Annotated in this window: 12 protein-coding genes; 6 read left to right on the top strand and 6 right to left on the bottom strand. The window is 68.0% G+C overall.

Annotated features, from left to right (window positions below; translation table 11 throughout):
• Positions 1-64 precede the first annotated feature (64 nt).
• Positions 65-1,552, bottom strand: coding sequence for an anthranilate synthase component I (gene trpE / locus ACXJKM_RS07175; protein ID WP_457351265.1), 1,488 nt, complete (start codon positions 1,550-1,552; stop codon positions 65-67).
• 272 nt (positions 1,553-1,824) lie between these two features.
• On the opposite strand from trpE, the gene ACXJKM_RS07170 reads away from it, so the two are divergent.
• Positions 1,825-2,427 carry a chalcone isomerase family protein gene (locus ACXJKM_RS07170; protein ID WP_056191702.1) on the top strand — a complete coding sequence of 201 codons (603 nt, stop codon included), beginning with the start codon at positions 1,825-1,827 and terminating at the stop codon, positions 2,425-2,427.
• A gap of 164 nt (positions 2,428-2,591) precedes the next feature.
• On the opposite strand, the gene gph is transcribed toward ACXJKM_RS07170, so the two are convergent.
• Together gph and alaC are read right to left on the bottom strand one after the other, a co-directional pair.
• On the bottom strand, positions 2,592-3,239 hold the full coding sequence (gene gph, locus ACXJKM_RS07165; protein WP_457351264.1) for a phosphoglycolate phosphatase: 648 nt from the start codon (positions 3,237-3,239) through the stop codon (positions 2,592-2,594).
• Positions 3,236-4,456 carry an alanine transaminase gene (gene alaC / locus ACXJKM_RS07160; RefSeq protein ID WP_457351262.1) on the bottom strand — a complete coding sequence of 407 codons (1,221 nt, stop codon included), beginning with the start codon at positions 4,454-4,456 and terminating at the stop codon, positions 3,236-3,238. The genes gph and alaC overlap by 4 nt, the downstream gene beginning before the upstream one ends.
• Positions 4,457-4,550: 94 nt before the next feature.
• Here alaC and ACXJKM_RS07155 point away from each other — a divergent pair, with 94 nt between their 5' ends.
• The 5 genes from ACXJKM_RS07155 (at position 4,551) to ACXJKM_RS07135 (ending at position 11,471) form a co-directional block, all read left to right on the top strand.
• Complete coding sequence (locus tag ACXJKM_RS07155; protein ID WP_457351260.1) at positions 4,551-5,243, top strand: alpha/beta hydrolase family protein; 693 nt, start codon at positions 4,551-4,553, stop codon at positions 5,241-5,243.
• Positions 5,244-5,260: 17 nt separating this feature from the next.
• The gene (locus tag ACXJKM_RS07150) at positions 5,261-6,169 is read left to right on the top strand and encodes a carbohydrate kinase family protein (protein WP_457351258.1); all 909 of its coding nucleotides are present in this window, start codon (positions 5,261-5,263) and stop codon (positions 6,167-6,169) included.
• The gene (locus tag ACXJKM_RS07145; RefSeq protein ID WP_457323749.1) at positions 6,170-7,078 is read left to right on the top strand and encodes a pseudouridine-5'-phosphate glycosidase; all 909 of its coding nucleotides are present in this window, start codon (positions 6,170-6,172) and stop codon (positions 7,076-7,078) included. It begins immediately after the preceding gene.
• Between the two features lie 107 nt (positions 7,079-7,185).
• Positions 7,186-8,373, top strand: a complete 1,188-nt coding sequence (locus ACXJKM_RS07140) for an efflux RND transporter periplasmic adaptor subunit (protein ID WP_457351256.1) — start codon at positions 7,186-7,188, stop codon at positions 8,371-8,373.
• Positions 8,370-11,471: an efflux RND transporter permease subunit gene (locus tag ACXJKM_RS07135; RefSeq protein ID WP_457351254.1), complete on the top strand. Its 3,102-nt coding sequence runs from the start codon at positions 8,370-8,372 to the stop codon at positions 11,469-11,471. Before ACXJKM_RS07140 ends, ACXJKM_RS07135 begins: the two co-directional genes overlap by 4 nt.
• Here ACXJKM_RS07135 and ACXJKM_RS07130 read toward each other — a convergent pair whose 3' ends face one another.
• The 3 genes from ACXJKM_RS07130 to ACXJKM_RS07120 all read right to left on the bottom strand — a co-directional run bounded on the left by ACXJKM_RS07130 (position 11,472) and on the right by ACXJKM_RS07120 (position 13,430).
• Entirely contained in the window at positions 11,472-11,945 is a 474-nt protein-coding gene (locus ACXJKM_RS07130) for a low molecular weight protein-tyrosine-phosphatase (protein WP_056191718.1), read from the bottom strand. It lies immediately after the preceding gene.
• 137 nt (positions 11,946-12,082) lie between these two features.
• On the bottom strand, positions 12,083-12,775 hold the full coding sequence (rpe, locus tag ACXJKM_RS07125) for a ribulose-phosphate 3-epimerase (protein WP_457351252.1): 693 nt from the start codon (positions 12,773-12,775) through the stop codon (positions 12,083-12,085).
• 34 nt (positions 12,776-12,809) lie between these two features.
• Positions 12,810-13,430, bottom strand: a complete 621-nt coding sequence (locus tag ACXJKM_RS07120) for a DNA-3-methyladenine glycosylase I (protein WP_457351250.1) — start codon at positions 13,428-13,430, stop codon at positions 12,810-12,812.
• Positions 13,431-13,700: the final 270 nt, after the last annotated feature.

Here is a 13,700-nt window from a genome sequence, read left to right as displayed (position 1 = left end):
CGGGCCGCCCCAAGGGAGGCCATCCCCCTTGGGGGGCAGTGAACGAAGTGAACGTGGGGGCTCATCAAAATCCCTCCTCGACGAGTTCGGCGGCGCGCAGCAGAGCGCGTGCCTTCGCCTCAGTCTCTTGCCACTCCAGTTCGGGTACCGAGTCTGCGACGACGCCGGCCGCCGCCTGCACATAGAGCATGCCGTTCTTGATGATGCCGGTGCGGATGGCAATTGCCAGGTCCATGTCGCCGGCAAAGCTCAGGTAGCCGCAGGCGCCGCCGTAGATGCCGCGCTGCACGGGCTCCAGCTCGTCGATCAGCTCCATGGCCCTCACCTTGGGCGCGCCGGTCAGCGTGCCGGCAGGGAAGGTGGCCTTCAGCACATCGAGCTGGCCGACCTCGGGTCGCAGCACACCCTCGACGTTGGAGACGATATGCATCACATGCGAATAGCGCTCCACGGCGAAGGACTGCGTCACCTTGACGCTGCCGACGCGGGCGATGCGGCCGATGTCGTTGCGCGCCAGGTCGATCAGCATCAGGTGCTCGGCGCGCTCCTTGGGGTCGGCCTGCAGCTCGGCTTCCAGTTCCAGGTCGCGCTCGACCGTCGAGCCGCGCGGGCGCGTGCCGGCCAGGGGGCGGATCGTGACCTTGCGGCTGCCGTCGCCGGCATGTTCTTCACGCACGAGGATCTCGGGGCTGGCGCCGACGATCTGGAAGTCGCCCAGGTCGTAGAAGTACATATAGGGGCTGGGGTTCAGCGCTCGCAGCGCCCGGTACAGCGCGATCGGCTCGGCCTTGTAGGGCTTGGAGATGCGCTGGCCCACCTGCACCTGCATCAGGTCGCCGGCGGCGATGTATTCCTTGGCCTTGGCCACGGCGGCCAGGTAGTCGGCCTTGGCAAAGCCGCGCGTGACTGGGTGGGCTTCACCGCGCGGCACGCGGGGCACGCTGACGCTGTAGGTCAGCTTGTCGCGCAGCTGCGAGAGCTTCTTCTTGGCGCGGAAATAGGCCTCCGGCTGGCGCGGGTCGGCCCAGACGATGAGGTACAGGCGCCCGGAGAGGTTGTCGATGACGGCGACTTCCTCGGACAGCAGCAGCAGGATGTCCGGCGTGCCCAGGCTCTCGCCCGCGTGATCGCGGTCCAGGCGCTTCTCGATGGCGCGCACCGCCTCGTAGCCGAAGTAGCCGGCCAGGCCGCCGCAAAAGCGCGGCAGACCCGTCGGGATCTTGGGCTTGATGCGTTCCTGGTAGGCGGCGATGAAGTCCAGCGGGTTGCCTTCGTGCGTCTCGACGATGGCGCCGTCGGTGACGACTTCGCAGAGCTGGCCCGTTGCGCGGATCAGCGTGCGGGCCGGCAGGCCGATGAAGGAGTAGCGCCCGAAGCGCTCGCCGCCGACGACGGACTCCAGCAGGAAGCTGTTGCGGCCCTGGCCGGAGCCGGCGCAGAGCTTGAGGTACAGGGACAGCGGGGTTTCGAGATCCGCAAAGGCCTCGCTGATCAGCGGGATGCGGTTGTAGCCCTCGGCAGCGAGGCTCTGGAATTCAAGTTCGGTGATCACGGTCAAACCTTGAAAAGACAGTTTTCAGGGCTTGGCGTGCAGCCCGATGGAGAACGGGCAACGCGAGAAAAAGCGCGTCAGGGCGCGCCAAGCAGCATCAGTCGGCGGTGAACCAGCGACGCCAGGGCCAGGCTCCCCGGTCGCTCGACCCCGTGATGTACTTCCGCGTGATGAACATGATCGGATCAGTGTATCAGCGGGTCTTTGAGCCTGACACGCCATACTTCGGTTCACGAAGATGCCGCCATCGCGGCACAGCAACGGAGCGAGACATGCGCGCATTCATCGTCGCGGCCCTGGTGGCCGTGGGCAGTCTGAGCGGGGGGAGCGCCTGGGCCGAGACGGTCGAGGTGGCCAACGTGAAGTACGAGACGGCCATGGACCTGGCGGGCCAGAAGCTGGTCCTCAACGGCGCCGGCGTGCGCTACAAGTTTGTCGTCAAGGTCTACACGGCGGGCCTGTACCTGACGCACAAGGTCAGCACGACGCCCGAGGTGCTCGCGGCGCCCGGCCCCAAGCGCATCCATATCCAGATGTTGCGCGAGATCGACGGCAACGAACTCGGCAAGCTTTTCACCAAGGGCATGGAAGCCAATGCGCCGCGCGACGAGTTCGTCAAGTCCATCAATGGCGTGCTCAAGTTGAGCGAAGTCTTCGCCAGCCGCAAGCAGCTCAACAGCGGCGACAACTTCACGGTCGACTATGTGCCCGGGCTCGGGTCTACGCTGCTGGTCAACGGCAAGTCGCTGTTGAGCGAGCCGATCAAGGAGCCTGAGTTCTTCACGGCCCTGCTGCGCATCTGGCTGGGCGACAAGCCGGCCGACGATGCGCTGAAAGAAGCCCTGCTCGGCATCAAGCGCGAACGCCGCCGCTGAGTCGAACCACCCCTCGCCCAGCCTCGCGTCGCTGAACGCGAGCGAGTCTGGTCGGTCCCCCGAGGGGACGGCGATGCTCGCGGCATCGAGCCGCGAGCACATCACCAGACGGGCCGGCTAGGGAGCGGCCCGGCGCTCGGCCCGCAGCAGGCAATGAGCCTCAGTCAGCCGAACTGGATCTCGTCCAGGCGGCCCAGATGCTGCAGGGCCGGCACGGCACGGATGTCCTCGCCATGGTTGTAGCCGTAGGTCATCAGCACCAGCGGGCAGCCGGCCGCGCGCGCGGCCTCGGCGTCGTTGCGTGAGTCGCCCACCATCCAGGTGGCCGCGGGCGGTGTGCCCAGCGCCTCGCAGGTCTTGAGCAACGGCAGCGGATCGGGCTTCTTGCGCGCGAAGTCGTCGCCGCCGAAGACGTGGGTGAAGTAACCATCCAGGCCCTTGCGCCTGAGCAGTTCGCGCGCCGGCGCGCCCGGCTTGTTGGTCAGCACGGCCAGCGGCAGGCCCAGCGCCCGCAGCGCCTCCAACCCTTCGACGACGCCCGCATAGACGGTCGCATGCTCGCCATTCAGGCCGGCGTAGTGCTGCTGGTAGAGCGGCCAGGCTTGCTCGAACAGCGCCGGCGCGCCGCCCACCTCGGCCAGCGTCGTGCGCACCAGGTGCTCGCTGCCGCGGCCGATGGTGTGCTCGACGAAGGCCGACGTGACCGGTGGCAGGCCGAGATCGACCAGCACGCGGCCCAGCACGGCAACGAAGTCGCCCAGCGTGTCGATAAGGGTGCCGTCCAGGTCGAGGATGAGGGCTTGAGGTTTCATGTTTTCAGCTGGCCATCGGCCTTGAACATCGCCTTGATGCCCCGCACCGCCTGGCGGATGCGCGACTCGTTCTCGATCAGCGCAAAGCGCACATGGCCGTCACCGTGGTCGCCGAAGCCGATTCCGGGCGATACGCAGACCTTGGCCTTCTCCAGCAACTGCTTCGCGAACTCCAGCGAGCCAAGCTCGCGGTAGGGCTCGGGAATAGGCGCCCAGATGTACATGCTGGCCTTGGGGCAGTCCACCACCCAGCCGGCCTCGATGAGGCCCTTGTAGAGCACGTCGCGGCGGCGCTGATAGCTGGCGGTGATGTCCTTGACGCACTGCTGGTCGCCCTCCAGCGCAGCGATGGCGGCGACCTGCAGCGGCGTGAAGGTGCCGTAGTCGTGATAACTCTTGATGCGCGCCAGCGCCGCGACGAGATCCGGATTGCCGACCATGAAGCCGACCCGCCAGCCGGCCATGTTGTAGCTCTTGGAGAGCGTGAAGAACTCGACCGCCACGTCCTTGGCGCCGGGCACCTGCATGATGGATGGCGCGACGTAGCCGTCGTAGACGATGTCGGCATAGGCCAGGTCATGCACGACGAGGATGTCGTGCTTCTTGGCCAGCGCCACGACGCGCTCGAAGAAGGCCAGGTCCACGCACTGCGCCGTCGGGTTGGACGGGAAGCCGAAGACCATCATCTTGGGCTTGGGGTAGCTGCCGCGGATGGTCTTCTCCAGCTCGGCGAAGAAGTCGACCTCGCTGCTGACCGGAATGGCGCGGATGTCGGCGCCGGCAATGACCGCGCCGTAGATGTGGATGGGGTAGCTCGGGTCCGGCACCAGCACGGTGTCGCCACGGTCGAGTGTGGCCAGCATCAGGTGGGCCAGGCCCTCCTTGGAGCCGATGGTGACGATAGCCTCATGGTCGGGGTCAATGGCGACGCCGTAGCGGCGCTGGTACCAGTGCGAAATGGCGCGGCGCAGGCGCGGGATGCCCTTGCTGGCCGAGTAGCCGTGGGTGTCGGGCCGCTGGGCCACCTCGTTGAGCTTGGCGACGATGTGGGCCGGTGTGGCCCCGTCGGGGTTGCCCATGCTCATGTCGATGATGTCTTCGCCCCGTCGGCGGGCCGCCAGCTTGAGCTCGGCGGTGATGTTGAAGACGTAGGGCGGGAGACGGTCGATGCGCGCGAAGCGGCGCTTGCCGCTGGAAGCGGAAGAAGAGGAAGTCATTGGCAGTGTTCACGTGAGCGCCCGGAACCGTCCGAGCGACGTGGGCGGCGTGGCGCCGCACCGCGGGCGACTCTAGCGCACTAAGCTGGTGACCATGAGCACGCCTGAGTCCCTCACGCTGACCGTTGACGATCAAACCACGGTCTCGGCCTTGTGGCTGCAGCCGCCCAAGCCGCGTTCGACCTACGTGTTCGCTCATGGCGCCGGTGCCGGCATGCACCACAGCTTCATGGCGGCGTTGTCGCAGGCCCTGTTCGACGCGTCGGTGGCGACCCTGCGCTACCAGTTCCCCTACATGGAGCGCGGCTCCAAGCGCCCCGACTCGCCCGCTGTGGCGCACGCCGCCGTTCGCGCTGCGGTGGCGGCGGCGCGCCAGCGGTTGCCCGACACACCGCTGTTCGCCGGCGGCAAATCCTTCGGCGGCCGCATGACCTCGCAGGCCCAGGCGGCCGAGGCGATGCCGGGTGTGCGTGGGCTGGTGTTCGTCGGCTTTCCCTTGCACCCGGCTGGCAAACCGGCCATTGACCGGGCGGCGCACTTGGCGCAGGTCGCCGTACCGATGCTGTTCCTGCAGGGCACGCGGGACGAGCTGGCCGACCTGGCCTTGCTGCGGGGCGTTGTCCAGGGCCTGGGCGACCCAACCACGCTGCATCTCGAGGATGATGCCGACCACGCCTTCCATGTCAGGGCGCGCAGCGGGCGCAACGACGCGCAGGTGGTGCAGGCCCTGGCAGACGCGATGGCGGCATGGTTCCTAGCGCAAGCCCCGGGGGCGCGCGGCGGGTGACTTCCTAGAATCGGGCGATGAACACCTCCGCCGCCCCCATAGTCTGCATCGGCGGCCTCAATATCGACCGCAAGCTCAGGCTGCTGTCCAACTCCCTGCACGGATCGTCCAACCCCTGCGAGTCACATGAAACTCCTGGCGGCGTCGTGCGCAACGTCGCCGAGAACCTGGCGCGGCTGGGCCTGCCGGTCGCGTTGGTCGCCGCGGTGGGCGACGACGCCGGCGGGCGCATGCTGCTGGAGCAGGCCGCGCAGGTCGGCATGGACACACGCGCCGTCATCCGGCTGCGCCGCCATGCCAGCGACAGCTACACCGCGGTGCTCGCGCCAGACGGCAGCCTGGAACTCGGCCTGGCGTCGATGCCGCTCGTCGAGAGCCTGAACCCCTGGGCGCTGGCGGCCAGCAAAGCCTTGCGCGCCGGGGCCGCCCTCGTCGTGGCCGACGGCAACCTGCCCACCGACGCCTGGCCCTTGCTGCTCGGCGAGGCGCGCGACAGCGGCATCCCATTGGTGGGCGTGGCGGTGTCCGAAGCCAAGATGGAAAGACTGCCAGAGCGCCTGGACGGCCTGCACCTGCTCGTCATGAATGCCGGTGAACTGGCCACCATCGCGGCAGACGCGAACGAGGCCTTCGATGCATTGCACGCACGCGGCGTCGGCTGCGTGCTGGTCTCCAAGGGCGCCGACGGCTTGTTGCTCAGCACGCCGGGCCGCGCACCACGCCACTGGCCGGCGCCGCAGGTGCACGTCGTGGACGTGACCGGTGCCGGCGACGCGCTGTCGGCCGGCGTCTGCGCTTCGCTGCTGCGCGCGCCCAACGACTTCGACGCCGCCGCCCGCCTGGGCCTGGACCTCGCCGCATTGACGCTGCAGACCGAGGACAGCGTCCACCCCGAACTGAACCCCAGATTCCTGGAAGAACGATAGATGAACGAACTGATCCAGCTCTCGCCCGAAGTCGCCGCCGCCCATGAGCAGGGCCGACCGATCGTGGCCCTCGAATCGACCATCATTGCCCACGGCATGCCCTGGCCGCAGAACCTGGACACGGCGCGGGACGTCGAGGACGTCATCCGCATCGAAGGCGCCGTGCCGGCCACCATCGCGGTCATCGGCGGGCGCATCCGCGTCGGCCTGACGGACGCCGAACTGCAGCAGCTGGCCCAGGCGCCCGACGCCATGAAGCTCAGCCGTCGCGACCTGCCGTTTGCCATCGCCACCGGGCGCCTCGGTGCCACGACGGTGGCGGCGACGATGATCTGCGCCCACCTGGCCGGCATCGAGGTCTTTGTCACCGGCGGCATCGGCGGCGTGCACCGCGGCGGGCATGAGAGCTTCGACATCTCGGCCGACCTGCAGGAGCTGGCGCGCACGCCGGTGGCCGTCGTCTGTGCGGGCGCCAAGTCCATCCTCGACCTGGGCCTGACGCTGGAGTACCTGGAGACCCACGGCGTGCCGGTGCTGTCGGTCGGCCAGGACAACTTCGCCGCCTTCTTCACCCCCGACAGCGGCTTGAAGGCGGACTTCCGCATGGACTCGGCCGACGAGCAGGCCCGCTTCATTCGCGCCAAGTGGACGCTGGGCCTGGCCGGCGGTGTCGTCGTCAGCAACCCGGTGCCAGCAGCCCAGGCCATGCCGCGCGAGGAAATCGATGCCATCACGGCCCAGGCCCTGGCGGAAGCCGACGCGCAAGGCGTCGCCGGCAAAGCCATCACGCCCTTCCTGCTCGCGCGCATCAAGGCGCTGACGGGTGGTCGCAGCCTGACGACCAACATCGCCCTCGTGAAGCACAACGCGATCGTCGGTGCACGGTTGGCGCGCGCCCTGCAGAACTGAAAGCGAAAAACGCGCAAGCTGGTGGTGGCCAGCAAACTGCGAGCAAAACAGGCCGGTTAAGCTGATCTGTTTCCTGAGTCAATCCCCATTACTTTCAGCAGGCTTGCATGCGCGCGACCTCCCCTGTGATTCTTTGTGGCCTGGTGCTGGCCGTCCTGGCGGGCTGTGGGCGCAAGGACGATGCAGGCGGCGCGTCGGCCCCGGCGGGGGCGGCGAGCGCGCCGCCGGCGCAGAACGTCGGTGTCGTCAAGGTCAGGCAGGCCGACGTGCCGATCACCGTGGAGGCCAGCGGCACCGTCACCGCGCTGCAGAGCGTGGACCTGCGTGCGCAGACGAGCAGCATCGTCGCCCAGGTCCTCGTCAAGGACGGCCAGAACGTCAGGAAGGGTGACCTGCTGTTCCGCTTCGATGACCGCGGTGACCGCGCCGCGCTGGAGAAGGCGCGCGCCCAGCTGGCCCGCGACCGCGCCAGCCTCACCGACCTGGAGCGCCAGCTCAACCGCGCCAAGGAACTGAAGGCGCAGAACTTCATCGCCCAGAACGCGGTGGACACGGCCCAGGCCAACTTCGATGCCGGCCAGGCGTTGATCCGCAGTGACGAGGCCGCGATCCAGGCGACCCAGGTCACGCTGGGCTACAACGAGTTGCGCGCGCCCATCAGCGGGCGCGTCGGCATCGTCAGCGTCTACCCGGGCAGCCTGGTGCAGGCCAATGCGACGGCGCTGCCGCTGGTCAACATCGCGCAGCTGGACCCCATCGCCATCAGCTTCACGGTGCCTGAAACCCAGCTCGGCTCGCTGCTGAGCGCCACGCGTGCCGGCGAGCTGGATGTCGAGGCCTTGCCGCCGCCGGGCTCGGCGCGCGGCGCAACCTCCATCAAGGGCCGCGTCACGGCGGTGGACAACCTCGTCGACAGCGCCACCGGCACGATCAAGGTCAAGGCCGAGTTCGACAACAAGGCCCAGTCGCTTTGGCCGGGCCAGTACCTGCGCGTGCGCGTCACGCTGCGCACGCTCAAGGGCGTGACCGTGGTGCCGCAGGCCGCCATCATCATGCGCGGCAACGAGCGCTCGGTCTACGTCGTGGCGCCCGACAACACCGCCAAGCTGGTGCCCGTGCAGCTGCGTCAGGCCATGGGCGAGCAGGCGGTGGTGGAGGGCCTGGACGCGACGGCCCAGGTCGTCATGGAAGGCAAGCAGAACCTGCGGCCGGGCACGCCACTGCGCATTCAAGCCAGCGGCGGAGCGGGCGCCGCATCGGCCCCAGCGTCTGCCGCTTCGGGCGCTGACAAATGAGGCTCACCGAGCTGTTCATCCGGCGGCCGGTCATGACCGTGCTGCTGAACCTGTCACTCGTCATCGCCGGCCTGGCCGCCTGGAGCCGCATCCCGGTCGCGGCGCTGCCGTCCTACAACACGCCCATCATCAACGTCGGTGCGTCGCTGCCGGGCGCATCGCCCGAGACCATGGCCTCGTCCGTCGCGCTGCCGCTGGAAAAGCAGTTCTCGACCATCGCCGGCCTGTTGACCATTTCGTCGACCAACACGCTGGGCAACACCTCGCTGACGCTGGAGTTCGACCCCTCCCGCAACATCGACGCCGCCGCCGTGGACGTGCAGGCGGCGCTGTTCCGGTCTTTGCGCGCGCTGCCGGCCGAGATGACCTCGCCGCCGAGCTACCGCAAGGTGAACCCGGCCGATGCGCCGGTGCTGCTGGTGGCGCTGACGTCGCCTTCCATCGACCTGACCGAGCTGAACGACTACGCCGAGAACCTGCTGTCGCCGGGCCTGTCCACCATCGACGGCGTGGCCCAGGTGTCCATCTTTGGCCAGAAGCGCTATGCGGTGCGCATCAAGGTCAAGACGGACCTGCTCAACCAGCGCAACATCACGCTGGACGAGCTGCAGACGGCGGTGCGCGCCGCCAATGCCAACACGCCGGTCGGCGTGCTGGACGGCTCGCGCCAGACACTGACCATCCAGGCCAACCGCCAGCTGCGCAACGCCGCCGAGTTCGGCCGCACCGTCGTCGCCTCGCGCAACGGCGCGCCGGTGCTGCTGCGCGACGTGGCCGACGTGCAGGACAGCGTCGAAACCAGCAAGACCTACTCCACCTACCAGGGCGAGCGCTCCATCGTGCTGGCCATCCAGCGCCAGCCCGACGCCAACACCGTGCAGGTGGTGGACAGGGTCAAGGCCCTGCTGCCGCGCTACGCGTCGCAGATGCCGGCGTCCATCCAGATGAGCACGCTGAACGACCGCTCGGTATCCATCCGCGAGTCGCTGCACGATGTCTACGTGACGCTAGCGCTGACGGTCGGCCTCGTTGTGCTGGTGATCTTCATCTTCCTGCGCCGCGCCGTGGCCACGTTGATCCCGACGGCCTCGCTGCCAATCTCGCTGATCGGCGCGCTCACGCTGCTGTTCGCGCTCGGCTACTCGCTGGACAACATCTCGCTGCTCGGCATCACGCTGGCCGTGGGCCTGGTGGTGGACGACGCCATCGTCATGCTGGAGAACATCGTCCGCCACGTCGAGGACGGCATGAAGCCCTTCGACGCGGCGGTGCGCGGCGCGCGCGAGATGGCCTTCACCATCCTGTCGATCTCGGTGTCGCTGGTGGCCGTGCTGATCCCGATCTTCTTCATGCCGGGCGTCATCGGCCTGCTGTTCCACGAGTTCGCGGTCGTCGTGGGCCTGTCCATTCTTGTGTCGGCCGTGGTGTCGCTGACGCTGGTGCCTATGCTCTGCAGCCGGTTGTTGAAGGCCGACGAGCACCATGAGGATGGCCCGATGGGGTGCCTGTTCGAGCGCGGCTTCACATGGACGCTGGACACCTACACCCGCACGCTGGACCTGGCCCTGCGCCACCGCAACTGGGTGCTGGGCGTGGCGCTGCTGAGCTTCATCGCGACGGTGTGGTTCTACATGACCATCCCCAAGGGCTTTTTCCCCGAGGAGGATATCGGCCAGATACAGGCCAGCACCGAGTCTGCCGAGGACACATCCTTCGCCGCGATGACCCTGCTGCAGGAGCGCGTGGCCGCCATCGTGCGCAACGATCCCAACGTTTTCGCCCTGAGTTCGGCTGTCGGCGGTGGGCCCTCGGGCAGCGCCACCAATACCGGCCGCATGTTCATCAACCTGAAGGCCCGCAATAGCCGCGAGCCCATGCCCAAGGTGCTGGAAGGCCTGCGCAAGAAGCTGCGCGCGGTGCCCGGCATCCAGGTCTACCTGCGCCCGGTGCAGAACCTGCAGCTCGGCGGCCGCCAGAGCAAGAGCCGCTACCAGTACACGCTGCAGTCGGTGTCCACCGGCGAACTCAACACCTGGGCAACCCGGCTGCAGGAGAAGCTGCGCGGCGATGAGCGCTTCCGCGACATCACCAGCGACTCGCAATTGCGCGGCCTGCAGGCCAGCCTCGTCATCGACCGCGAGCGCGCCGCCATCCTGGGCGTGCAGATGCAGGACCTGCGCAACGCGCTGTACGGCGCTTTCGGCGAGCGCCAGGTGTCCAGCATCTACGCCGAGAGCAACACCTACCAGGTCATCATGGAAGCGGGCGAGGACGACCGCAGCAGCGAAGCCGCCTTCGACAAGATCTACCTGCGCGGCAAGAACGGCGCCCAGGTGCCGCTGACGGCCTTCGCCACCGTGCAGCGCACGCTCGGGCCTACGGCGGTCAACCACCAGGGCCAGCTGCAGGCCGTCACGATCAGCTTCAATCTCGCACCCAACGTGCCGCTGGGCGACGCCACCAAGCAGATCGACGCCTTCACGCGCGACATCAAGCTACCACCCAGCATCATCACCAGCTACGGCGGCGATGCGGCCGTGTTCCAGGATTCGCAGGGCGGCCAGCTGCTGCTGATCGGGCTGGCAGTGGCCGTGATCTACGTGCTGCTGGGCGTGCTCTACGAGAGCTATATCCACCCGCTGACCATCCTGGCCGGCCTGCCGTCGGCGGCGGTGGGGGCGTTGATCACGCTGCAGCTGTTCGGCATGGAGCTGACCATCATCGCCACCATCGGCATCGTCATGCTGATCGGCATCGTCAAGAAGAACGCGATCATGATGATCGACTTCGCGCTGGACGTGCAGCGCAGCCAGGGGCTCAAGCCGGCCGAGGCGATCCGCCAGGCCGCGMTSCTGCGCTTTCGGCCCATCMTGATGACGACGCTGGCGGCGCTGATGGGCGCGCTGCCCATTGCGCTCGGCCTGGGCGCGGGGGCCGAGCTGCGCCAGCCGCTGGGCCTGGCCGTGGTGGGCGGCCTGATCCTGTCGCAGGCGGTGACGCTCTACATCACGCCGGTCATCTACCTGGCGCTGGACCGCTTCAGCGGCACCGGGCCGGACGTGCGCGAAGTGGCGGACTTCGCCAGCAAGGCCGCCTGATCAGCTCAGTTTCAGGCGGCCTTCGCGGCTCTCGGTGAGCAGCCGCTGGGCCGCGCGCTCCAGCATGCCGATGACGGCGTCAAAGCCTGCGACCGGGCCGAAATAGGGGTCGGGGATGTCCTGGCCGGCCAGCTCGGGCACGAAGTCGGTCAGCAGCAGGATCTTGGCGTGGTGCTCGGGCGCTGCCTTGGTGCGCAGCGCGTCGACATGCTCAGCCTCCATGGCCAGCACGAGGTCGTATTGGCCGAGCTGCTCAGGCTCGACGCGGCGCGAGCGCCATTTGCGGTCGAGGCTGTAGTTGTGCCGGCCCAGTGCCGCTGCGGCGCGGGCATCCACCGGGCCGCCGCGCGGGTCAGCATGCACGCCGGCCGAGGCGATGGTCTTGAACACGTCGCCGAGCTTGGCCCTGAAGATGGCCTCGGCCATCGGTGAGCGGCAGATGTTGGCGGTGCAGACGAGCAGGATGGCGGCCATGTCAGTTACTCAGTTGCGCGGGACGAGCGCCGGGCCGCTCCCAAGCCGGCCCGCAATGGTGATGTGCTTGCCGGTCGAACCGGCAAGCATCGCCGTCCCCGCGGGGGACCGGCCAAGGTAATCCTTGGACGAGGGGCTCACGATCTCGCAAGTTCCGTGCGCATCGCGTCGATGACGGCCTTGTAGTCGGGCTTGCCGAAGATGGCCGAGCCGGCGACGAAGGTGTCGGCGCCCGCCGCGGCGATCTCGCGGATGTTGTCGACCTTGACGCCGCCGTCGATCTCCAGGCGGATGTCCCGGCCGCTGGCGCTGATGATCTCGCGCGCCTTCTGCAGCTTCTTCAATGCCGAAGGGATGAAGCTCTGGCCGCCAAAGCCGGGGTTGACGCTCATCAGCAGGATCACATCGACCTTGTCGATGACCCACTCCAGCACGTCCAGCGGCGTCCCCGGGTTGAACACCAGGCCGGCCTGCTTGCCCTCGGCCTTGATGAGCTGCAGCGTGCGGTCCACATGGGCGCTGGCCTCGGGGTGGAAGGTCACCACGTCGGCGCCGGCGCGGCAGAAGGCCTGGGCCAGGCTGTCGACCGGTTGCACCATCAGGTGCACATCGATGACGGCCGGCGTGCCGTCGGGCTTCACGGCGTGCTTGCGCAGCGCCTCGCAGACCATCGGTCCGAAGGTCAGGTTGGGCACGTAATGGTTGTCCATCACGTCGAAGTGGATCCAGTCGGCACCAGCGGCGAGCACGGCCTTCACTTCCTCGCCCAGGCGGGCGAAATCGGCGGACAGCAGGCTGGGGGCGATGCGGTATTGCGGTGCGGCGGGCATAGCGCGTGATTCTAGGCAGCCCGCTCGCACGGCTTCAGCGGCCCGGCCGCTTGAAGCTGTCGCGCGCCTTCTGCGCCTCGGCCCAGTGGTGGCAACCGGGCTGGTGGTCGTTGATCAGCCCCATGGCCTGGATCAGCGCATGCATGGTCGTCGGTCCGACGAATTTCCAGCCGCGCTTCTTCAGATCCTTGGACAAGGCCTCGGAAGGCGCCGATGTGGCCAGGTTGTGGGCCACCGAGTTCTTGGGCGGCTCGAAACGCCACAGATAGGCGGCCAGCGAGCCCTCGGTAGCCACCAGCTCCACGCAGCGCCCGGCGTTGTGGATGGCCGCCTCGATCTTGCCGCGGTGGCGCACGATGCCGGCGTCGGCTAGCAGGCGGTTCACGTCCTTCTCGCCAAACTTGGCGACCTGGTTGTAGTCGAAACCCGAAAAGGCGGCGCGAAAGGTTTCGCGTTTGTTCAGGATGGTTCGCCACGACAGGCCGCTCTGGAAACCTTCCAGGCACAGCTTCTCGAACAGGCGGAAGTCGTCGGCCACCGGCCGGCCCCATTCCTCGTCGTGATAGCGCAGATAAGTCTCGTCGCCGGGCGCGGCGGCGCACCAGGCGCAGCGCGGGCGGCCGTCGGGCGGCAAGTAGAGGGGGCGGGTCGGCATCGGGAAGCTGCTCCTTGCGAAGTGCCGAGTGTCGACTCACACGAGCACTGACGTGTCAGCTGCACACTCGCATTTTGCGGGCCGAGCGCCGGGCCGCTCCCTAGCCGGCCCGCGCTGGCGATGTGCTTGCGGTTCAATGCCGCAAGCATCGCCGTCCCCTCGGGGGCTGAGGCCGGACACATGGCGCCAAGTGGGCGGCATGTGCCTGCTGAAGAGTTGCGGCACTGCCGCGGCGCGGTCTGCAAGACCGACCAGGCGCGCCCGCGTTCA

The organism is Roseateles sp. P5_D6 (genome assembly GCF_054049415.1).
Note: the sequence above shows the minus strand (reverse complement) of the source record. Positions and strands in the feature narration are given on the sequence as shown.